The organism is Streptomyces malaysiensis subsp. samsunensis (assembly GCF_024519315.1).
Lineage (GTDB): Bacteria > Actinomycetota > Actinomycetes > Streptomycetales > Streptomycetaceae > Streptomyces > Streptomyces malaysiensis.
In genome coordinates, this window is sequence record NZ_JANIIC010000005.1 from 103,459 (window position 1) to 124,781 (window position 21,323).

Here is a 21,323-nt window from a genome sequence, read left to right on the forward strand (position 1 = left end):
AGGACTCTTCCGTGACGCTTCCGCACCGCCTCTCCCCCTCGGCGCATATCGACACCTTCACCCGCGACCGTCTGCCCCCGGCGGACCTGTGGCCGACGATCGAGTTCAGCACACCGGAGCTGCGCTACCCGGACCGGCTCAACGCGGCCACCGAGCTCATCGACACGCCCATTTCGCTGTTCGGTCCCGACCGTCCCGCCCTGCGCACCCCGTCCGGCGAACTGTGGTCCTACGGCGAGCTCCGCATCCGCGCCCAGCAGATCGCCCAGGTGCTCACCGAGGACCTGGGCCTGGTGCCGGGGCAGCGCGTCCTGCTGCGCTCGCCCAACAACCCCTGGACCGTGGCGGCCTGGCTCGGCGTCCTCAAGGCCGGTGGTGTCGTGGTGACCACGATGGCCGCGCTGCGCACCCGGGAGCTCGTCCCCGTGGCCGAGCGCACCCGGCCGTCGATCGCCCTGGTGGACCACCGGTTCGCCGACGATGTGCACACCGTCCGGGACACCGTGCTGCCCGGCCTGGCGGTGGTGGAGTACGGCGGGGCCGGCCCGGAGGACCTGGTGGCCAGGGCCGTGGCCAAGTCCGGCGAGTTCACCGACGTACACACCGCCGCCGACGATGTGGCGCTCCTCGGCCCCACCTCCGGATCCACCGGCGCCCCGAAGATCACCATGCACTTCCACCGGGACATCCTGTCCATCGACAACACCTTCGGCCGCCACACCCTCGGTCTGGTCCCGCATGACCTGGTGGCCTGCACCGCACCCCTGGCCTTCACCTTCGGCCTCGGCATGCTGGTCGTCTTCCCGCTGCGGGCCGGGGCCTGCGCCCTGCTGACGGAGTCCGCCACTCCCCCGCAGCTCGCGGAGATCGTGCGGCGCGACGGCGTCACCGTCCTGGCCACCGCGCCCACCGCCTACCGGGCGATCCTGCGCGAGGGGAAGGAACAGTGGCTGGCCGGGCTGCGGATCGGGGTCTCGGCGGGCGAGCACATACCCCGCGCCACCTGGGAGCAGCTGCGGACACACATCGGCCTGAAGGTGGTCGACGGCATCGGCGCCACCGAGCTGTTGCACATCTTCATCTCCGCCGCCGGTGCGGACATCCGGCCAGGCGCCACGGGGAAGGCGGTCCCCGGCTACCGCGCCACCGTTCTCGGCCCCGACGGCGCGGAACTCGGCCCAGGGGAACCGGGCAGACTCGGGGTCATCGGCCCGGTCGGCTGCCGCTACCTGGACGGCGAACGACAGCGGGACTACGTCCTGGCGGGCTGGAACATCACCGGTGACATCTTCCACCGGGACGAGGACGGCTACTTCCACTACCACGCCCGCAGCGACAGCATGATCGTCTCCTCCGGGTACAACATCGGCGGCCCCGAGGTCGAGGCCGCCATCGACACCCACCCGGACGTCGTGGAATCCGCCGTCGTCGCCCGGCCCGACCCCGAACGCGGCTCGATCGTCTGCGCCTTCGTGGTGCTGCGGGACGGTGTGCCGGGCGACGAGGCCAAGGCGAAGGAGATCCAGGACCACGTCAAACGGGTCCTGGCGCCCTATAAGTACCCGCGCGATGTGCGATTCCAGGACGCCCTGCCGCGCAACACCAGCGGCAAGTTGCAGCGCTTCAAGCTGCTTCGCCAGGTGCAACAGGTGCAGCAGGTCAGTGCGGACGAGCGGGCCGCCGAGGCCAAGGCCGTCGCCGAGAGTTGAGAGGAACCCCCGTGAACATCGCGATCATCGGCGGCGGTCCCGGCGGACTGTACCTCGCGGCCCTGATGAAACAGCTCGACCCGGCCCATGAGATCACCGTCTGGGAGCGGAACGCCCCCGACGACACCTTCGGCTTCGGCGTGGTCTTCTCCGACGAGACGCTCGGTGGGATCGAGAACGCCGACACCACCGTCGCCCGCGCCATGGCCAGGCGCTTCGCCCGCTGGACCGATATCGACATCCACTACCGGGGCGAGAGCCACACCGTCGGCGGTCAGGGCTTCGCCGCCATGAGCCGCGAGGAACTGCTCCGGCTGCTCCAGGAGCGCTGCCGCGACCTCGGTGTCACCCTGCGCTTCTCGACCCTCGCCCCGGACACCGCGCGGCTGTGCGCGTCGTACGACCTGGTGGTGGGGGCCGATGGAGTCAACTCCGCCGTACGGGCGGCCCACGCGGACGTTTTCCGCCCCTCTCTGGACCGTCGGCACAGCAAGTACATGTGGCTCGGCACGGACCGGGTCTTCGAGGCGTTCCAGTTCTTCATCAAGCAGACCGAATGGGGGGTGGTGCAGGTGCACGGCTACCCCTACTCCGACACCGGCTCCACCTTCATCGTCGAGATGCACGAGGACGTGTGGCGGCGGGCCGGTTTCGACGCCACCGAGGGAGCCGGTTTCCCGCCGGGCGCCTCCGACGAGCAGGCCGTGGCCCGTGTCCGTGAGCTCTTCGCCGATGAGCTCGGCGGCCACCAGGTGTTCGCCAACAACTCCAAGTGGCTGAACTTCACGACCGTGCGCAACGAGCGCTGGCACCACGGCAATCTCGTGCTCATCGGCGATGCCGCCCACACCGCGCACTTCTCCATCGGCTCGGGCACCAAGCTGGCGATGGAGGACGCGCTCGCCCTGGCCGCCTGTCTGCATGAACACCCGGACACCGAGGGGGCGTTGGCCGCGTACGAGACCGAGCGGCGGCCGGTCGTGGAGTCCACCCAGCGGGCGGCGCAGGGCTCACTGGAGTGGTTCGAGAACATCGGCATGTACGTCCACCAGGAGCCGACCCAGTTCTGCTTCAACCTGCTGACCCGCTCACGCCGGATCACCTACGACAATCTGCGCACCCGCGACCCGGAGTTCGCCGACCGGGTCGATATGGCCTTCGCCGCCGCACAGGGCCTGGACGGCGTGGCACCGGCGATGTTCCAGCCGTACCGGCTGGGCGGGCTGGAGCTGAGGAACCGGGTGATCGTCTCGCCGATGGACATGTACTCCGCGGTGGACGGCGTGCCCGGCGACTTCCACCTCGTCCACCTCGGCTCCAAGGCCATGGGCGGGGCCGGGCTGGTGATGACCGAGATGGTCTGCGTCTCGCCCGAGGGCCGCATCACCCCCGGCTGTACGGGGCTGTGGAACGACGAGCAGCGCGAGTCCTGGCAGCGCATCGTCTCCTTCGTCCACGAGCGCGGCACCGCCCGTATCGGCCTCCAGCTCGGCCACTCGGGCCGCAAGGGCTCGACCCGGCTGATGTGGGAGGGCATGGACGACCCGCTGCCGGAGGGCAACTGGGAGGTCGTCGGCCCGTCCCCGCTGCCGTACGGCCCCGGCTCCGCGGTGCCGCGCGAACTCACCCGCGCCGATCTGGACCGGATCGCGGCGGACTTCACCGCCGCCGCCCGCCGGGGCGCCGAGGCCGGGTTCGACCTGCTCGAACTGCACTGCGCGCACGGCTACTTGCTGTCCTCGTTCCTCTCCCCGATCGCCAACCACCGCACCGACGAGTACGGCGGCCCGCTGGAGAAACGGCTGCGGTTCCCGCTGGAGGTCTTCGACGCCGTGCGCGAGGCGTGGCCCGCCGAGCGGCCGCTGATCGTGCGCGTCTCCGCCACCGACTGGGTGCCGGACGGCAACACCGAGCATGACGCCGTCGAGATCGCCCGCGCGTTCATCGCACACGGGGCGGACGCCATCGACGTCTCCTCCGGCCAGGTCACCAAGGACGAGCGGCCCGCCTTCGGCCGCTCCTACCAGACCCCGTTCGCCGACCGCATCCGCCACGAGGTGGCCGCCGCCACCGGCGCCGCGGTCATCGCGGTGGGCGCGATCGCCTCGTACGACGACGTCAACTCCCTGCTGCTGGCGGGCCGCGCCGATCTGTGCGCCGTGGGACGCACCCACCTCTACGACCCGCACTGGACCCTGCACGCGGCGGCCGAGCAGGAGTACCGGGGTCCGGGCGCCGAGTGGCCGGTGCAGTTCCGCGCGGGCGGGCGCAAACCGCCCGCCTCGCGCACCGACGCCGTACGGCCCCGTCTGTCCCTGCTCCGGCCCGACCCCGCCGACCAGGCCGTCCACCAGCGCTGGACCCCGGCCCGGGAACCGGCCCCGGTCTCCTGACGGGGCCGTGGCCGCTACGCGTCTTCCGGCTCAGCCCGTCGCCGTCGCCCGGTAGGGGCGGAAGAAGGCGCGCAGCTCCTCCGCGTAGAGCTCGGGCTCCTCGAACGGCGCGAAGTGTCCGCCGCGCGCCGGCTCGGTCACCCGTACGAGGTTGGTCGTGCGCTCCAGCCAGGCCCGCGGCGGGCGGACGATGTCGCCGCGGAAGAGCGAGAAGCCGGACGGCACCTCGACCCGGCGGGCGTGCTGCGCGGGCGGGATCGCGGCGTTGGCGTGGTACATGCGCATCGAGGAGCCGATCGTGCCCGTGAGCCAGTAGAGCATCACATTGGTGAGGATCTCGTCCTTGGTGAAGCTCCGCTCGATATCGCCGTCGCAGTCGCTCCACGCCCGGAGCTTCTCGACGATCCACGCGGCGAGCCCCACCGGTGAGTCGGTGAGCCCGAAGGCGGCGGTCTGGGGCTTGGTGCGGTGCATGGCGGCGTAGGCGCCCTCGGCCCGGCCCCAGGCCGTGACGGTCTCGAACCAGGCGCGCTCCTCGGGCGCGAGGTCCGCCGGGTCGCCGGTGTGGACGGGCAGGCCGCCGTCCATACGGTGCACGGCCACCACCCGGTCGGGGTGGTCGAGCCCGAGGTAGCGGCTCACATGGCTGCCGACGTCGCCGCCCGCCGCGCCGAACCGCCCGTAGCCGAGGACGTCCATCAGCTCGGCCCACAGCCCGGCGACGGCGATGGAGTCGAGGGGCGGGCCGGTGGGGCGGTCGGAGTAGCCGTAGCCCGGCATGTCGGGCACCACCACGTCGAACGCGTCGGCGGGGTCGGCGCCGTGCGCGCCGGGGTCGGTGAGGAGCGGGATGACCTTCGTATAGCGCCAGAACGAGTCCGGCCAGCCGTGGCTGAGGACCAGCGGCAGGGCGGACCCGGCCGGGGCGGCGGCCCGGACGTGTGCGAAGTGGATCCCGAGGCCGCCGAGCCGGACACGGAAGCGGGGCAGCCGGGCGAGCGCCGCCTCCTCCGCCGCCCAGTCGAAGCCGTCCGCCCAGTAGGCGACGAGTTCGCGGAGGTAGTCCAGGTCGGTTCCGAGCGACCACCCGGCGTCCTCGGGCGTGTCCGGCCAGCGGGTCGCGCGCAGCCGTGTGCGGAGGTCCTCGAGCGCCACGGGGGCGGTTCGCGGGGTGAACGGCTCGGGGCGGGGCGGGGCGTCCGGCATGGCACGTACCCTACAAGCCGCGCCCCTCCGCCCCGCTGCGCCGCCCCGCTGCTCCGCCGGTGTGCCGAGCGCCCCGTGTCAGTCGTCGGGGATGCCGGAGCCGCCGAGGGCGGGCACGGTCCTCTCCGGCCGGGCCAGGGAGCGGGCGCCGATGCGGAACTGTTCGAGCTGGTCGAGGATGGTCCGGCCGACCGGGAGATGGCCCCAGTCGCTGATGCTCCGGTAGGTGGTGGGCTCCCAGGTGGTCTCGTCGATGACGATGGGGTTCCAGCCGACCTCCCATTCGAAGCCCGAGGGGGTGCGGGCGTAGTAGGACAGCTCCTTGTCGTTGGTGTGCCGGCCGATCGAGAGGGACATGTCGAAGCCGAGTTCATGGACGCGCTGATAGCTCCGGGCGACGTCGTCCAGCGTGGCCGCCTGGATGTTGAGGTGCTGGACGCGGGTGGGGATCGGGTCGAGCGGCAGGCCGCGCACCGCCGCGACGGCGACGGAGTGATGGCGTTCGTTGACGCGCAGAAAGCGGATCCTCAGCTTGACGCCGCTGATCGTCTCCTCGACGTAGTCGGTCGGACGGGCGTCGAAGACGGCGTTGAAGTAGCCGCGGACCCGCGTCGGCCTGGTGGAGGTCAGCGCGATATGGCCCATGCCGAGGTCGCCGGTGACAAAGCCCGAGGCGAGCATGTGCAGGGGTGCCGCCGAGGTCACGGGGGTGGTGTAGATCTCCTGCGCGATGCCCTTGGGGCCGGGGAAGCGCAGCAGCCGTTCGACACCGCGCAGGGCGGCTTCCTCGTCGGTTCCGACGGCGAGGGGGACACCGTGGGCGCGGATACGGGCCTCGATCCGCTCGAAGGCGGTGTGGTCGACGATATGCCAGCCGGTGGCGACGACGTCCTCGGCCGGGCCGCGCCGGATGAGGAAGCGGCACTCCTGGTCGTCGATGCGGAAGCGCATCAGATCGCGGGAGAGGGCGTCGTGGTGCATGCCGATGGCGTCGGTGCCGAATCGGCGCCAGTCGGCGAAGCGGCCTGTCTCGATGACGATGTAGCCGAGGTGGACGGCGCCGAACACGGAGCCGGATTCGGAAGCGGTGGCGGTCATCGGCGGCCCGCCAGGAAGTCGGCGCAGAGCCGGTTGAAGAGTTCGGCGCGTTCGAACTGCACCCAGTGGCCGGTGTTGGCCACCAGGTACAGATCGCAGTTGGGCATGCGCTCGGCGAGCATGCGTCCGCCGCTGGGCCGGTTGACCTTGTCCTGCGCACCCCACAGGACGAGGGTGGGCACGGGCAGCCGGTTCAGCCGCCGGTCACGGGTGAAGTCCATCCGCACCAGCGTGCGCAGGGCGTGCGGCCCGGAGGGGCGGCGCAGCGGTGGCGAGGCGACCACTTCGGGGTCGATGCTGGCCCGGTACCGCTCGTCGATGGCGGAGTCCGGTATGTCGGCGGCGTTGAAGACGAGGTAGTCGCGGATGAACGTCTCCAGCTTCTGCCGCGACGGTGTGCGTGGCGATGAACTCCGGGTCCGTATGTCCGTCGGTGTGCAGCAGATGCAGCAGACCGTTCAGCAACGCCAGATCCGTACCCGGCTTGATCTGCAAGAACAGATCGGCCTTCGCCGCGGTGGCGGTGCGGCGCGGATCGACGACGATCAGCTTCGCGCCCGCCGACTTCATCCGGTCCCTCATGCGCAGGTACAGGATCGGATGGCAGTCGGCCATGTTGGAGCCGATGACGAAGAAGACATCGGCCTTGTCGAAGTCCTGATACGAACCGGGTGGTCCATCGGCGCCGAGCGAGAGCTTGTAGCCGGTGCCGGCGCCGGCCATGCACAGCCGGGAGTTCGACTCGATCTGATTGGTCCGGATGAACCCCTTGGCCAGCTTGTTCGCGAGGTACTGCGCCTCCAGGCTCATCTGGCCGGAGACATAGAGGGCGATCGCGTCCGGCCCGTGCTCGTCGACGATCGCCCGCAGCCGGTGCGCCGTCCGGGCGATCGCCTCGTCCACGGGCACCGGCACCGGCGCCTCCTCGCGCCGCGGACGCCGCAGCGCCCCCGTCAGGCGCCCGGGGGCGGCGAGCATATCGGCGGTGGTGGCGCCCTTGGTGCACAGCCGGCCGTAGTTCGCGGGGTGTTCCCTGTCCCCGGATGCCTTCAGGACGGTACGCCGCCCGTCCGGTCCCATGCCGACGTCGAGGACCATGCCGCAGCCCACCCCGCAGTACGAGCAGACCGTCCGGACCCTCGTCATGCCCTCGCTCCGCGAGCCCGGCGCGACCACGGGCGCCTCCTTTTCGTGTGCTCGGCCTGTTCGTGTGTTCGGCCTGGTCCCACCCTCCGGGACCGTACACACCTCTGATTACACGCATGTCTCTCCGGCCGATCACCCGGGGTTACGCCCACCGCACACGGCCCGGCGGGCGGCTGTGAACGCGACGGCTCGGCGTCCGGCGGTTCGAGAGCCGCATGCCGCCCACCGCTTCACGGTTTCGGCGGCCGTCGCAGAAAGCGGATGACCGGGTGGCCCGGATCATGGGTGACATCGGCCCGGACACCGTAGACCCGCTTGATCAGGGACGGGGTCAGCACATCGGCGGGGGTGCCCTCGGCCACGACATGTCCCTCGCGCAGCACGAGCAGGCGATCGCAGTACATCGCGGCGAGGTTGAGGTCGTGGAGGGCGATCAGGGTGGCTATGGGCAGACCCACGACGAGGTCGAGCAGGTCGAGTTGGTGCTGGATGTCGAGGTGGTTGGTCGGCTCGTCGAGCAGGAGTTCACGCGGTTCCTGGGCGAGGGCACGGGCGATCTGGGCACGCTGGCGTTCGCCACCGGAGAGGGTGTGCCACGACTGACCGGCCCGGTCGGTCAGGCCGGTGCGCTCCAAAGCCGCGTCGACGGCCCGGGTGTCCACGGCGGAGGCAGCGGACCAGGCGCGCCGGTGCGGAATACGGCCGAGGGCCACGACCTCGCGCACGGTCAGCTCGGTCTGGGTGTGGGCGTGCTGTTCGACGGTGGCGATACGGCGGGCCGTGGCGCGGCGGCCGACCTGTGGCAGTGTGCGGCCGTCCAGGGTGACGACTCCGGCGGAGGGGGCGAGGAGCCCGGCGAGCAGCCGCAACAGGGTCGACTTCCCCGAGCCGTTGGGGCCGAGCAGGCCCACCGTCTCGCCGGGGCGCAGGGTGAGGGTGACACCGTCGAGGATGAGCCGGTCGTGGGTGCGGCGGCCGACGTGGTCGGCGCGGAGTCCGGGCGCCGCTTCGGCGGTGGCGGGGGATTCGGCGGTGGCGGGGCGTCCCGCCGTGGAGTCGTTCACGTCTTCCTCCGGCCGCGGTGGAGCACGGCCACGAAGGCCGGTACGCCGATGAGGGACGTCACCACGCCCACCGGGACCTCCTGGGGGTCGATGACGGTACGGGCTGCGGTGTCCACCCACACCAGGAAGATGGCTCCGGCCAGTGCGGTGACCGGGAGCAGCCGGACATGGCCGGGGCCGGTGAGGGCGCGGGTGGCGTGCGGGAGGACCAGGCCGACGAAGCCGATGGCCCCGGCGCAGCTGACCAGGGTCGCGGTGAGCAGCGCGACCGCGCACAGCAGGACGAGACGGGTACGGGCCACCCGTACGCCGAGCGCTGCCGCGGCCTCCTCCCCGAAGGCGAACGCGTCCAGGGTGCGGGCGTGCCCGAGACAGACCGCGAGCACGGCGGCCAGGACGGCGGCGCACAGCAGCACATCGCCCCACCCGGCGCCGGTGAGCGAGCCGAGCAGCCAGAACAGCACGCCCCGGGTGGTCTCGGCGTCCGCGGAGGTGAGCACGGTGAACGAGGTCAGCGCGGAGAACAGCTGCATGGCGGCCACCCCGGACAGCACCACGCGGTCGGTGCTGCCGCCGAGGCTGTGGCTGAGCGCCAGGACCAGGCCGAAGGAGAGCAGCGCACCGGTGAACGCGCCCGCCGACAGCGATACGGCCCCGCCGCCCACCCCGAGGACGACCACGGCGACGGCTCCGGTGGAGGCGCCGGAGGACACCCCGAGGACGAACGGGTCGGCCAGCGGATTGCGCAGCAGCGACTGCATCACGGCCCCGCAGAGGGCCAGGCCCGCCCCGCACACCGCGGCGAGCAGTGTGCGGGGCATGCGCAGGTTCCACACGATGCCGTCGCGCAGTGGCGGCAACGTGCTCTCGCCCAGGCCGAGATGGGCGCTGACCGCCGCCCATACGTCGGCCGTGGAGATGTCGGCGGGGCCGATGGTCACGGCGAAGGCGACCGACGCGAGCAGCGCGGCCACGCCTCCCGCGAGCAGCGGCAGGAGGCGGGCGCTCACCTGGCGAGACCGAAGTCGCGCAGTCCCGCGGCGACCTGCTCGACCCCCTCGACCGTGCGCAGGGACGGGTTCATGGCCTGCCCGCTCAGCAGGATGTACCGCTTCTTCTTCACCGCGGTGAGGTTGCGGGTGGCGGGGTGGGTCCGCAGGAAACGCATCTTGGCCTCGGCGGTCTCCGCGGTCTGCTGCTTGCGCGTGAGATCGCCGAGGACGATGACGTCCGGGTCGCGGTCGGCCACGGTCTCCCAGTTGATCTGCGGCCACTCGTCGTGGGTGTCGGAGAAGGCGTTCTCCGCCCCGACGGCCCGGGTGATGGCGCCCGGCGCGCCGCAGCAGCCGGCGAGGTACGGCGACTGGGAGTTGGCGAACCAGTACATGAGAGAGACACCGGAGGCGTCCAGGCCCTCGGTGGCCGTACGAACACGCCGCTTCAACTCGGCGACCAGCTTCTCGCCGCGCTCGTCGACACCGAAGGCGTGGGCCAAGTCGCGTATTTCGCCGTAGACCACGCCCAAGGTGAGTGGCCTGCCGCGGGAGCCGTCGCCACCACTGTCGGGGTCCCTGCCCGCCGAGCAGTCGGACGGCGAGACATAGGTGGGCACACCCAGCTTCTCGAACTGCTCACGGGTGGCCACACCGCCCTTGCCGAGGGTGGAGACGAACGAGGCGGTGACGAAGTCGGGTTCGGCGTCCAGGGCCTTCTCGAAGGACGGCGCGTTGTCCGCCAGCCGCTCCACCGTCGCGTTGGCCTTCTCCAGGCCCTTCAGCACCGGGTCGGTCCACATGGCCGTCCCCGCCAGGCGGTCGGCGAGGCCGAGGGAGAGCAGGATCTCCGTGGTGCCCTGATTGAGCGAGACGGCCCGCTTCGGGGCGGACGTCAACGTGGTTCTGTGGCCGCAGTTGTCGATCGTGCGCGGATAGCCCGAACCGGCGGGCTTTCCGGCGTCGGCGGTGTCACGGCCGGAGCCACCGCATGCGGTGAGCAGCAGGGCAGGGGCGAGCAGGAGGGCCGCGGTGCGGCGGGCGGAGCTGAGCACGGGCATGCCTCGGGGTCGGGGCTCGTACGCGGAGCCTGGCCTACGGACGTCCCTCCGCGCACAGGGGCACGGAGGTGCCAGCAGGTCTTCGGACTCGGGTTCGTCCGGACGGGGCGCCTTCCCGGTGCTCGTCCGCGGCGGCCTCGCGGCCGTCACGGACTCCTCCCAGTGGCATCACATGCCCCGCCCGTCCCCCTCACCGCTGCGCGTCAGCTCCGGATTCACACCGGATTCCCTGGCCTCGGATGTGGCACGACTGGCTCCCCGAGCCTATCAAGAGGGGTCGGTCGCAAGGGCCGGTCGTGGAAGCAGGTGGAATCGTGGGCCGAGCAGGTCAGTTCGGCCGTCGGCGGGCCTGTCGCACCTCGCGGTCGACGGCCCAGACATCGCCGACAGGGCCGAGGTGGCCGAGCTTGTCGGGGTTGGACACCGTGCGGACGGTCTGGATACGCCCGTCGAGCACATCGAGGGCCAGGGTGTGGAGCACCTTGCCGTCCCGGTCGTGGAAGATCGCCCCGGGCTGGCCGTTGACCTCATGCGGCTCGAACGACACATCCACCCGGAACAGCCAGGGGAAGGCCGTGCCCAGCAACCGGGCCACCTTCTCCGCGCCCACGACGGCCTTCGCCAGCTGCGGGGCCTTGCCGCCACCGTCCCCGACCAGCCGCACATCGGCGGCCAGCAGATTCCGCAGCCCGCCCACATCGCCGTCCGTCAGCGCGTCGAAGAACCGCGTGGCCAGCTCCTGCCGCTCCCGCCGGTCCGCCTCGAACCGCGGCCGCCCGGCCTCCATATGCCGCCGCGCCCGCACCAGCAGCTGCCGGCATGCCGCCTCCGAGCGCCCCACCGCCGTGGCGATCTCGTCGAACCCGAAGGCGAACACCTCCCGCAGCACGAACACCGCCCGCTCCAGCGGGCTGAGCCGCTCCAGCAGCAGCAACGCCGCCATCGACACCGAGTCGGCCAGCTCCACCGCGCGGGCCGGATCCTGATACGGGTCCCTGAGCAGTGGCTCGGGGAACCACGGGCCCATGTACTCCTCCCGTCGCACCCGGGCGGAGCGCAGCACATCGATGGAGATCCGCGTCACCGCGGCCGACAGAAACGCCTTCGTCGACGTGGGCCGGGTCGCCGAGCCGTCGAAGCGCAGCCAGGTCTCCTGCACCGCGTCCTCGGCCTCGCTCACACTGCCCAGAATCCGATAGGCGATCGAGAACAGCAGCGGCCGCAGCTCCTCGAACTCCTCGACCTTGCTCACACGGCTCCCCTCCCCCGGGTCCCCCTGAACCACCGGCGGGTCAGAACTGCCCGACCTGGTAGTCGCCGGCCGGCTGCTGGGTGATGATGTTCAGCCGGTTCACCATGTTCATGAACGAGACCATGATCACCAGAGCGGTGAGCTGCTCCTCGTCGTAGTACTTGGCGGCATTCGCCCACACCTCGTCGCTGACCCCGACGGCCGCGTCCGCGACCCGGGTCCCCTCCTCCGCCAGCGCCAGCGCGGCGCGCTCGGCCTCGGTGAAGACCGTGGCCTCGCGCCATACCGCCACCAGGTTCAGCCGCACCGCGGTCTCACCGGCCGCGGCGGCCTCCTTGGTGTGCATGTCGACACAGACGGCGCAGCCGTTGATCTGGCTCACCCGAAGCGCCGCCAGCTCCTGCGTAGCGGCCGGCAGCGGCGAGTCCTTGACCGCCCTGCCCGCCGTCATCACGGGCTTGAGGATCTTGCCGGCGGTGACGCTGTCGAAGTAGTTCAGTCGCGCGTCCATGATGTACTCCTCCGCGGTTGTCAGTGGCTACACCCCTGAGACGGGGTAGCCCGACCCCCTGTGACATCGCCGGCTGTGACCTGCGTCTCCCCGCCCCCAAGCGCGCTGACGGCGTGGACCCAGACCCCGACGCGGGGAGTTCGCCGCCGACCGCGACGATCGGCAGCGCTCTCGGATGGGTGCTAAGCGGATCGGCGGAAGTCGACTGCGGTTCGGTGGCGCCCCGAAGGGGCGCGGCGCTGTGTCGATGTGCGGCTGCGCCGCGTGGGCGCGACCAGCCACGACGGCGCCGCGGACAATCGCCGGCAGGTCATAGCACTCCCAGCGGAGCGCTTAGCGCTCCGGCGGAGATCCATCACGCTCCCTCCGGGACGCGTATCCCGGAGGGAGCGACGGCACTTCGCGCATCACATACGCCATCCATGACCGCTCGGATCCGGCCAGTTGTACGCTACGGCTCGGGCCGATCAACTCGGCCCGGCCAACGGGGATACAGCGGGAGGCAGAGGCCATCGTGAGTGAGCGAACCGGCAGGATACGTTCCCCCCGCGCCTATGCCCTCACCTCGGGGGTACTCACCGGAACGATCGCGCTGTACATCACGCTTGTCGCCTTCGGCAACATCACCGACTTCGACACCAATCAGCAGTTCGTACGGCATGTCCTGGCGATGGACACCACATTCAAGGACAACGATCTGATGTGGCGGGCGATCGAGTCCACCACGCTCCAGGACACCGCCTACATCGCCATCATCGTCTGGGAGAGCGTCGCCGCGCTCGTCCTCCTCGCCGCGACGGCCATGTGGTGCGCGGGGCTGCGCGGGGGCAGGGTTCGCCGTGCCCGGCAGGCCAGCACCTTGGGGCTCGTGATGCTGATGGTGCTGTTCGGTGCCGGGTTCATCGCCATCGGCGGCGAATGGTTCGCCATGTGGCAGTCGAAGGCGTGGAACGGGCTGGAGGCCGCCACTCGCGTCTTCATAATCTCCGGGGTCGTCCTGCTGCTCATTCATCTGCTCTCGGACGAGCGCACCGACCCCGGCGCCACGGACTGACCGAGCCGGATCGACCGAGCGGGATCGCCGAGCCGGATCGACCGAGCGGGCTCCGCTCAGCGGACAGCGACGATCTCGCCGCTGGAGGGCGACCGCCCCCTCGTTGACGCGGACTCTTGACAGTGACCTGCGCCACCTCTAGCGTCCGCAGCACCGCTCTGTGAGAGCGCTCTCTGAACCGCCCCGCGTGACCACACCGCAGGGCTCTCCCGCTCTTTTCGCTCTTCCGTGTGCGCACGGAAAGGAGAGTCATGTCACGTACACCCCCGCGCTTCCCGCCCTTACGGCGTGTACTCGGCCACTGGCGAGGGCCGGGTGTCATCCTCGCCGCCGTCGGTCTCATCCTGTCCATGCTGTCCACCGGCTCGGCCAGCGCCCGTGCCGATCTGCGCGCCAACGACAAGACCGGCGGGTCATCGAGCGCGCCGAGCGTCAAGGCACCGGTGCGGGTGGCCGAGTTCGTGGCCGAGTGCCCGTTCACCCACCGGCTGCCGGACGACCCGATCGTGTTCCCGGGGCTCCCCGGCGCGTCCCATATGCACAGCTTCTTCGGCAACGACTCGACCAACGCACACACCGATCTGGCCGCCCTGAAGAAGGGCCGGACCAGCTGCAACCCGATCGCCGACCTGTCGTCGTACTGGACTCCCACCCTTTACGACAACGGCAAAGAGGTCGAGCCCACCGGCACCACCTTCTACTACCTCGGTGAAGGTGTGCGCGACGATGTGATCGCGAACATCAAGCCGCTGCCCGCGGGGCTGCGGATCGTGGCGGGCAACGCCAAGGCCACCGGGGTCGACGACCCCTCGTCCATCTCGCGGTGGTCCTGCCTGCACCACGGAGAGGTCAACCCCTCCAAGGACTTCGTGAACTGCCCGTCCGGCTCGATGCTGGAGTCCTACCTCGACTTCCCCCAGTGCTGGAACGGGAAGGACCTGGACTCCCCCGACCACAAGAGCCACATGGCCTACCCGGTCGGTGGCCAGTGCCCGGCGACCCACCCGGTCGCCGTGCCGAAGCTGCGCCAGGTGCTGCGCTACCCGGTCAGCGGCGACCCCTCGCGGTTCAAGCTGGCATCAGGTGGCGGATTCACCATGCACGGTGACTTCTTCAACGCCTGGCCCGAGGACGAGATGGCCCGGCGGGTGCGTGACTGCATCAACCCGATCATCAAGTGCGGCGCCGACGGCCGTCCTTGACCGAGAGGGCCCGTCCCTGACCCGGGCGGCCGTCCCTGACGCAGCAGGAGAGCGTACGAACCGGCGGGGCGATCCCGTCCTGCCGGTGGGCGGAGCCCCGTCACCGGGGGCTCCGCCCCTCACGGACGAGGGGAGTCGAGATGACAGCGGCAGCCGTCACACGGCGCGTGGCGTCCGTAGCGGTGCTGCTCGCCGCCGCCACGCTGCTCACCACGGGATGCGGCGGCGACGGCGGTGGCGGGAAACCAACGGGCGAGGGGCGGTCGACGTCGGCCGCGCGGAAGGCCGCCACCCGGCCCCCGGACGGACAGGCGACATCGGGGACCTTCAACTCCAGCGATATCGGCTGGATCCAGCTGATGATCGCGATGGACGACCAAGCGGCACTCCTACTGGGCCTGGTCCCGGACCACTCCTCCGACGCCGAGGTGGAGAAGTGGGCGAAACCGGTGGCCGCCGGCTACCGGCGCGAACTCGTCCAGCTGCGAGAGCTGCTCTCCCGGGCGGGCGTGCCCGACACCAACCCGCACCATGGCCACGATATGCCCGGCATGGTGACCGAGGAGGAACTGCGCACCATTGAGGGAACGAAGGACGCCGCCTTCGACGCCCTCTTCCTCGCGGCGATGCGCGAACACCTCGACCAGGCGGCGAAGATCGCCCACTCCGAGCGCTCGGCGGGCACCGACCCGGCCACCAAGAAGCTGGCCGCGAGCGTGGAGAAGACCTCGCTCACCTGGCGCGCCCGCCTCCCCGAGGCGACGTCCGGCCGACCGTAGCGCGGCGCCACGCCGGGCTGAGGGCGGCTGTCCGGTGGAGGACGGCCGTCTGGCGGACGGCGGCCGTCGGACCGACGATCGGCCGTCAGACCGGCGGCAGCGCGGTGGCGGCCGACGCGGCGAGATCGGTGGCCAGTTCGCAGGGCCGGTCCTTGGCGCCCGCCCCCTTGATGACGAGGGCCACCCGCTCGGTCCCCTTCACCCGGTCCAGGCCGGTGTAGTCACGGTGGACCACCTCGACACGGCAGGTGCCCGGACCCTCGCTCTCCGGCAGCACGATCGCCTGGTGGTCACCGAGCCTGGTGGACCGGGAGTTCTTCTCATGCGGCAGATCGCCCTGGTCGAACCGCAAGTCCACCTCGAACTCCCTGGTGGTGCTCTTCCACTGGCACTCCCAGCGGCCGAATCCGACGTCCGGGTCCCCGGCGTCGATACCGGGCACCTTCTCCAGCGCCTTGACATCGAGCAACGTACATGCGTCCAGATGCGCCAGCGAACTGGACGGAAAGCCGGGGGAACGCCGGGGGACCTCACCGCGGTTGAGCACCTTGACCGCGAGCCCCGTGGCACGGTCGGCGGTGTCGCACAGCGGCTCCTTGAGCTCATCGGGCTGTCTGGCGGCCGCGGTGACCCGAAGGCTGTTGCCATGGGCGGCGGTCACCGCCACGGCCCGTTCGCACGCGTCGTCCTCGGCCGCGCGCTCCACGACGGTGACCCTGCCCCTGGTCTTCCTCGCCACGCCCTCCGGCAGCGGATCGGCGTCGAGCTCCACCCTGACGTCCACGACCTCCTCGCTCCGCTCCCTCAGCAGGACGTCGCACCGGTTGAAGTTGCCGTAGTCGCGGTCCAGTTCGGCCTCGCCGTACCGGTCGAACACGGTGGCGTTCAGCAAGGAGCAGGGGTCGGCCGTACGGGGGTCGCCGATGAAGGCGGCGCTGGTCGGCTTGTTCGGCTTGTTCGGCGCCGGATTGGCTTGGTCGCCGTCGTCGCCCAGGCTCATCACGATGAACGGAACGGAGATGGCCAGAGCCGTCACGGCAGCGGCACCGACCATGAGTAACGGGCGGCGTCCGACGAGGGGCGCCATCGTGCGCGTCCGGCCTCCCGCCGGGACCTCACCGTATCCAAAGGTGGCCGTATAGGGCGTGGTCGACGGGGTCAGCGGGAGGGTGGGGAACCGGTCCGGCGATCCCGCGATGTCCGTGAGGACGCCGAGCACCTCCGCCGCGGTGGGCCGGGCTCCGGGGTCGCGCTGGAGCATCGCCGTGACCACCCCGCCGAGCGGGCCGACCTGGGGGGCGATGGTCTCCAGCCGGACCGCGCGCCCGGGGCCGCGCAGCGGCGCGGTCCCTGTCACCAGCCAGTGCAGCGTGGCCCCGAGGGAGAACACATCGGACGCGCGCTCGGGTGCGCCCCGGAACGCCTCGGGGGCGGCGAAGAACGGGGTGAGGCTCACCGGTCCGTTGGGGGTGATCGTCTCGCTGCCGTCCACCCGGTACGCGGCGCCGAAGTCGGTCAGCTTGGCCACTCGGTCATGTGTGATCACGATATTGCCGGGCTTGACGTCGCAGTGCACGATGCCCTTGTGGTGCAGGGCCGCCAGCGCGCCCGCGATCTGCGCGCCGATATGCGCCGCGAGCTCCGGGGCCATCTTGACCGGGACGTCCAGACTGCCCCCGGTCACATGCTCCATCACCAGCCAGAACGTGGCCTTCCTGCCCTTGCCCGCGCGGACGGCGTCGTAGAGAGTGACCACGTTCGGGTGGCTGAACTTCGCCAGAGCGCGGGCCTCGGCCAGCAACTCGTCGAAGTCGGCCTGGCCGTTGTTCTCGAGCAGGGCCCGTTTGAGGACGACGGACCGGCCCAGCTCGGTGTCGACGGCGAACCAGACCGCGCCTCTCCCTCCCTCGACAGGCCCCTTTGTGAGCCGGTACTTGCCCACCTTCTCCCCCCGTCGCACGGCGACACTCCCCTCGTACGAGTCCAGAACACCTGCCGTTACCGGGCACGCGGATCGAACTTACTGCGTACACGGAGGGACACGTACTGTTCGCGGCGTTCGTGAGGGCTGCAAGAGGCGCGGCGGATGCGCGCGGCGCGGCGGACCTGGCCGGTTGAGAAGGGAATTCACCCACCACTCCAGAAATCTTCACCTTTGTGGAGGTTACGGCGGTGCCGGGCCTCCGCTACGGGCGGGGGGCCCGGCACCGCGCTCCTCCCCCGGCTAGGAGTGGGTGACCTTGATGCCGGATATATGGACCTCGCCGTAGTTGTCAGCGTCGCACGGGTCCGAGTTGCCGCAGTTGGCCTGGGTGTAGGCCCCTGCCTTGAAGTAGTTGCTGTCGTCGTCGTGGGAGATCGTGGTCTCGCGCTCCCCGTTGTAGTAGACGTCGATCTTCCCGTCCCGCACCACGAACTTGGCCTCGAACTCGGTGCCCAGCTCGTAGTCGTCGGTGACGAGGTGGTGGTGGGTGTCGTCCCCGTCGGTGATGTAGAGCTTGCCGCCTTCGAGGCGGAAGACGGTGACATCGTCGTCCCCGCCGTGGATCTGGGCACCGACGAGATGCGGCTTGTCCTCGGGGAGCGCCGTGAACGCCTCGGTGACCACGAGGGTGTGGGTGCCCTCATCGGTCGACCAACTGGCCTCCTCCTCCCCATCGTCGGTCATCTCGCGCAGTTCGGCGCGCGGGTAGCTGGAGCCCCCGGTCGTCACACCGTCGACGGCGGCGCGGAACCGGACCGCCCGACAGTCGTCGTCGGCCTGGAACCAGGGTTTGGCGGAGAAGGTGGCGAGCTCGGGCTGGGTGATCTCGGTCGGGTCCTCGTCGTCGCCGGTGGGCAGGGTCACCTTCCAGTTGGTGAGGTCGAGGACATCGGCGGGGTACTCGCACGGGGCCGCCGTGGTGGTGGCGTCGCGGGCGGGGATACCGGCCTGCGCCGGGAGCACGAGGGCCGTCGAGGCGGCCGCGGTGATGCCCGCGAGAACGACGATGCGCATGCACCTCATGGGTGTTCCTTCCGGTCCGGAGCGGTGGAGTGACGGGTGGGGCCGCTTCCCATCGTTCGCCGCCGCTTCCGGGACGGGTCCCGAAGACGGGCCGTCTTCCGGGTGCGGGCCGGGACCCCTCCCGGAAACCTCCCGCTATACCCGGAAGTGTCGCCGGATGAGCGATGTCATCACAGCGGATCTCCGACCCGCGCCATCCGGTCCCGGAAAAGCGACAATCGGAAGGAACGTCAGCCATGAGCATGCGCAAGACCTTTCTCGGAACCCTCGCCGCGGCAGGACTCGCCGGAGCCCTGCTCACCGCGGTGACCCCGACCGCGGCTCAGGCCGCCGAAGGCTGCAACACCAGCAACGCCAGGACGGTCGCGAACGCCTCGACCCACTCCCGCGGCATCGAGCTCCGGTACAACGGAGCGTGTGCATGGGGCAGGATCTTCGGCTCACCGGGCGATCTGGTGTGGGTGGACCGCAGCTTCGACGGCGGCCGGACCTGGGAGCAGCTCAGCGTCACGAAGATCAACACAGGTGGCAGCAACTTCACCGACGCGTTCAACAACCGGGGCAACCTCATGCGGGCCTGCGGCAAGGCCGGCAATTTCCCCGAGGTCGCCTGCACCACCTGGTGGTGACCTGACGTGGTGAGCTGACCCCGGTGGTCCGTGGTGCCCGCTGGATCGGGCACCGCGGACCCTGTGGCTACCCCTCGGGCGCCGGACCGGGATCGGGGTCGGGCCAGAGGGCGTCGTCCTCGATCAGCTCCAGATCGGGCGGTACGAGCGTCGTGGACTCCACCAACCCCTTGAGCAGGTTGTGCAGCAGACCGTTGTCGGCCGGGCGGCCCTGCGACTTGTCGTGCATCAGCGGGTGCCTGAAGCCGGTGTTGTGCAGCCGGCGCCGTACGGCCTCGATCCGGTACTCGATCTTGCGCTCGTTCCAGCCGGCGCCCGGACGGAGATAGCCGAGCTGCCTGGCCGCCATGGCGTACGTCAGGGGCCGTGGATCCTCCTCGTACAGCAGATACCGCTGGCCGAGGACGACCAGCAGCAGCCGTTCGTCGTCCTCGAGCGGCCAGATCTCCGGCCGCAGGGTCTCGGCGCGCCGCCGCGACACCGGCCCCTGGTCGTCGTGGCCCGCCACATACAGCTCGACCAGGTGCTCACGGTAGCCGGAGCCCTTGACGAACAGCGGGGTGTAGCCGGTGTCGAGCGGGATCGGCTCGGTGCTGAGATGCATCATCCGGCCGCGCGGCAGCCGCACGAGCTGCCGCCCGGTGTTCCGCAGCCACCACTGCCCCTGACGGTAGGTCAGCTCACCGTGCCGCCGGCTCACCCGCAGGTCGTCCACGCCCACGCCCAGATCCACGTCCGGCTTCTCCCCGCGCCCGAAGCGGACCGTCAGCCCCGGCCGGGGCGGGGCGCTGAGGTCACCGGTCACGGTACGGGCGTGCAGCGTGCCGGGGGTGCTGGGCGCGACTCCGCGCGCGAGGCTGGCGGAGAGGGGCATCGGGGTCTCCTCGGTTCGGCGGATGCTCGGCAGGTGCGCAGACACGCCCACCAGGGTCCATGCCCTCCGCCGGGACCCGTCCCAAAGCGAGCCCGCGGCCGGAGTACGCGGTGCGCGCCATCGGTCAGTTGACGTCGAGCTCGATCCGGCCCAGCTCACCCAGGTCGGCGATCAGGTGGTCACCGGCGCTGATGGCCGTCGGGGCGCACAGGGTGCCGCTCAGGACGATGTCCCCGGCCTCCAGTCGCCTGCCGCCGCGCAGCAGGTGCCGGGCCAGCCACGCGACCGCCTCTGCGGGGTCGCCCATGACGGCGGCCGCGCTTCCCGGCACCGTTGTGGAGCCGATCGTCAGTGTGGCGGTGAGCCGCGACAGATCCCCCGACGCCGACAGCGCGAGCGCGGACCCCAGCACCGCACGCGCGGCGTTGGTGTTGTCGGCGACGAGCATGGGGAGGCCACGCGGACCGCCGTGCCACCTGCTGTCGACGATCTCGAAGGCCGGTGCGACGGTGGCGGTGGCATCGCGGACGTCCTGCGCGGTCACATCCGGGCCGGGCAGCGCCTCGCCCAGGGTGAACGCGACCTCCACCTCCGCCAGCGGGTTGAACAGCCCGGCCGTGGCGAGGGGTTCGCCGTGCTCGAGCAGCCTGCCGGCGAGCAGGTGGCCGGCGGAGGGCTCATCGGCGCCGAAGGTGTCCCGCGCGGGCTGTGACGTCAGGCCGATCTTGTAGCCGATCGCCCGTTCCCCGGCCGCGATCGCCAGGTCGCGGGTCGCGCTCTCCACGGCGTAGGCCAGCTCGAGGTCATCGAGCCGATCGGCCGCGGCGGGGTCCACCGCGTCGGCTCCGTTGCCGGCTTCCCACAGGCGCCGCGCCAGTTCTGCGATCAGGTCCTTCTGCATCAGTCTCTCCTTGCCCGCGGGCGGCCGCTCGCCGCCCCGTCGGGGATGATCACCGCACGGCCGGTGGCACCCCGCGACAGCGCGGCGTAAGCCTCGTTGATCGCCGACAGTTCGTACCGTTCGCCGAGCAGCTTGTGAAGCGGCAGGCGGCCGGTCTTGAACAGATCGACGAGCTTGGGGATGTCGACCGGTGTGTTGGCCGAGCCGTAGAGACTACCGATCAGCCGCTTCTCCTGCTGCGCCAAGGGGCGGCCGAACCGCTCGCCGCCCCGGAGACCGCCATTGTCAACGACCTGTCCGCCTGGTATGGCTCGGTGGAGAAGATCCGCGGCATCGCCGAGCGGTCGGACGCCACCGTCGTCTTCGGTCATGACGCCCAGCGGCCGCGCTCGATGCGGCTCGCCCCCAACGGCTTCCACACCCAACGGCTTCTGCACCCGATCGT

18 protein-coding genes, 2 pseudogenes and 1 riboswitch are annotated in these 21,323 nt (G+C 70.9%); of the genes and pseudogenes, 6 read left to right on the forward strand and 14 right to left on the reverse strand.

Going from position 1 to position 21,323, the window contains the following annotated elements:
• Window positions 1-11: 11 nt before the first annotated feature.
• Both NQU54_RS06275 and NQU54_RS06280 read left to right on the forward strand, forming a co-directional pair.
• A complete protein-coding gene (locus NQU54_RS06275) occupies window positions 12-1,709 on the forward strand; it encodes an AMP-binding protein (protein WP_257630171.1) in 1,698 nt (565 codons plus the stop codon).
• Between the two features lie 11 nt (window positions 1,710-1,720).
• Window positions 1,721-4,102: a bifunctional salicylyl-CoA 5-hydroxylase/oxidoreductase gene (locus tag NQU54_RS06280; protein ID WP_257630172.1), complete on the forward strand. Its 2,382-nt coding sequence runs from the start codon at window positions 1,721-1,723 to the stop codon at window positions 4,100-4,102.
• A gap of 30 nt (window positions 4,103-4,132) precedes the next feature.
• Here the strand turns inward: NQU54_RS06280 and NQU54_RS06285 are convergent, their stop codons facing one another.
• From NQU54_RS06285 to NQU54_RS06325, 9 genes and pseudogenes are all read right to left on the reverse strand, one after another.
• Window positions 4,133-5,308, reverse strand: coding sequence for an epoxide hydrolase family protein (locus tag NQU54_RS06285; protein ID WP_257630173.1), 1,176 nt, complete (start codon window positions 5,306-5,308; stop codon window positions 4,133-4,135).
• Between the two features lie 78 nt (window positions 5,309-5,386).
• Complete coding sequence (locus NQU54_RS06290) at window positions 5,387-6,406, reverse strand: VOC family protein (RefSeq protein ID WP_257630174.1); 1,020 nt, start codon at window positions 6,404-6,406, stop codon at window positions 5,387-5,389.
• Window positions 6,403-6,801, reverse strand: a pseudogene (locus tag NQU54_RS06295) (alpha/beta fold hydrolase); the annotation flags it as partial. The pseudogene NQU54_RS06295 and the gene NQU54_RS06290, both read right to left, overlap by 4 nt.
• Window positions 6,785-7,552: pseudogene (locus tag NQU54_RS06300) on the reverse strand (molybdopterin-dependent oxidoreductase); the annotation flags it as partial. The pseudogenes NQU54_RS06295 and NQU54_RS06300, both read right to left, overlap by 17 nt.
• A gap of 230 nt (window positions 7,553-7,782) precedes the next feature.
• Window positions 7,783-8,505, reverse strand: coding sequence for an ABC transporter ATP-binding protein (locus tag NQU54_RS06305; protein WP_257630296.1), 723 nt, complete (start codon window positions 8,503-8,505; stop codon window positions 7,783-7,785).
• A 107-nt stretch (window positions 8,506-8,612) separates the two neighbouring features.
• Complete coding sequence (locus NQU54_RS06310) at window positions 8,613-9,626, reverse strand: FecCD family ABC transporter permease (protein WP_257630175.1); 1,014 nt, start codon at window positions 9,624-9,626, stop codon at window positions 8,613-8,615.
• Window positions 9,623-10,663, reverse strand: a complete 1,041-nt coding sequence (locus NQU54_RS06315; protein WP_502362192.1) for an ABC transporter substrate-binding protein — start codon at window positions 10,661-10,663, stop codon at window positions 9,623-9,625. The genes NQU54_RS06310 and NQU54_RS06315 overlap by 4 nt, the downstream gene beginning before the upstream one ends.
• 62 nt (window positions 10,664-10,725) lie before the next feature.
• Window positions 10,726-10,939, reverse strand: a riboswitch (cobalamin riboswitch).
• A gap of 58 nt (window positions 10,940-10,997) precedes the next feature.
• Window positions 10,998-11,921: an RNA polymerase sigma-70 factor gene (locus tag NQU54_RS06320; protein WP_257630177.1), complete on the reverse strand. Its 924-nt coding sequence runs from the start codon at window positions 11,919-11,921 to the stop codon at window positions 10,998-11,000.
• Between the two features lie 40 nt (window positions 11,922-11,961).
• Window positions 11,962-12,432, reverse strand: coding sequence for a carboxymuconolactone decarboxylase family protein (locus NQU54_RS06325; RefSeq protein WP_257630178.1), 471 nt, complete (start codon window positions 12,430-12,432; stop codon window positions 11,962-11,964).
• 514 nt (window positions 12,433-12,946) lie between these two features.
• On the opposite strand from NQU54_RS06325, the gene NQU54_RS06330 reads away from it, so the two are divergent.
• From NQU54_RS06330 to NQU54_RS06340, 3 genes are all read left to right on the forward strand, one after another.
• Entirely contained in the window at window positions 12,947-13,486 is a 540-nt protein-coding gene (locus NQU54_RS06330; RefSeq protein WP_257630179.1) for a DUF2165 domain-containing protein, read from the forward strand.
• Window positions 13,487-13,737: 251 nt separating this feature from the next.
• On the forward strand, window positions 13,738-14,688 hold the full coding sequence (locus NQU54_RS06335) for a DUF1996 domain-containing protein (protein ID WP_257630180.1): 951 nt from the start codon (window positions 13,738-13,740) through the stop codon (window positions 14,686-14,688).
• Between the two features lie 140 nt (window positions 14,689-14,828).
• Window positions 14,829-15,467: a DUF305 domain-containing protein gene (locus NQU54_RS06340; RefSeq protein ID WP_257630181.1), complete on the forward strand. Its 639-nt coding sequence runs from the start codon at window positions 14,829-14,831 to the stop codon at window positions 15,465-15,467.
• Between the two features lie 85 nt (window positions 15,468-15,552).
• Here the strand turns inward: NQU54_RS06340 and NQU54_RS06345 are convergent, their stop codons facing one another.
• Together NQU54_RS06345 and NQU54_RS06350 are read right to left on the reverse strand one after the other, a co-directional pair.
• Window positions 15,553-17,427 (reverse strand): serine/threonine-protein kinase, encoded by a 1,875-nt coding sequence (locus NQU54_RS06345; protein WP_257630182.1) that lies wholly within the window; start codon window positions 17,425-17,427, stop codon window positions 15,553-15,555.
• 264 nt (window positions 17,428-17,691) lie between these two features.
• The gene (locus tag NQU54_RS06350; protein WP_257630183.1) at window positions 17,692-18,474 is read right to left on the reverse strand and encodes a polysaccharide lyase family 7 protein; all 783 of its coding nucleotides are present in this window, start codon (window positions 18,472-18,474) and stop codon (window positions 17,692-17,694) included.
• Window positions 18,475-18,710: 236 nt separating this feature from the next.
• Here NQU54_RS06350 and NQU54_RS06355 point away from each other — a divergent pair, with 236 nt between their 5' ends.
• Window positions 18,711-19,103 (forward strand): glycosyl hydrolase, encoded by a 393-nt coding sequence (locus NQU54_RS06355; protein ID WP_257630184.1) that lies wholly within the window; start codon window positions 18,711-18,713, stop codon window positions 19,101-19,103.
• 67 nt (window positions 19,104-19,170) lie between these two features.
• On the opposite strand, the gene NQU54_RS06360 is transcribed toward NQU54_RS06355, so the two are convergent.
• The 3 genes from NQU54_RS06360 to NQU54_RS06370 all read right to left on the reverse strand — a co-directional run bounded on the left by NQU54_RS06360 (window position 19,171) and on the right by NQU54_RS06370 (window position 21,249).
• Window positions 19,171-19,977 (reverse strand): FHA domain-containing protein, encoded by an 807-nt coding sequence (locus tag NQU54_RS06360; protein WP_257630185.1) that lies wholly within the window; start codon window positions 19,975-19,977, stop codon window positions 19,171-19,173.
• A 124-nt stretch (window positions 19,978-20,101) separates the two neighbouring features.
• A complete protein-coding gene (locus NQU54_RS06365) occupies window positions 20,102-20,878 on the reverse strand; it encodes a 2-keto-4-pentenoate hydratase (protein ID WP_257630186.1) in 777 nt (258 codons plus the stop codon).
• Window positions 20,878-21,249: an MDR/zinc-dependent alcohol dehydrogenase-like family protein gene (locus tag NQU54_RS06370; RefSeq protein WP_257630187.1), complete on the reverse strand. Its 372-nt coding sequence runs from the start codon at window positions 21,247-21,249 to the stop codon at window positions 20,878-20,880. The genes NQU54_RS06365 and NQU54_RS06370 overlap by 1 nt, the downstream gene beginning before the upstream one ends.
• Between the last annotated feature and the right edge of the window lie 74 nt (window positions 21,250-21,323).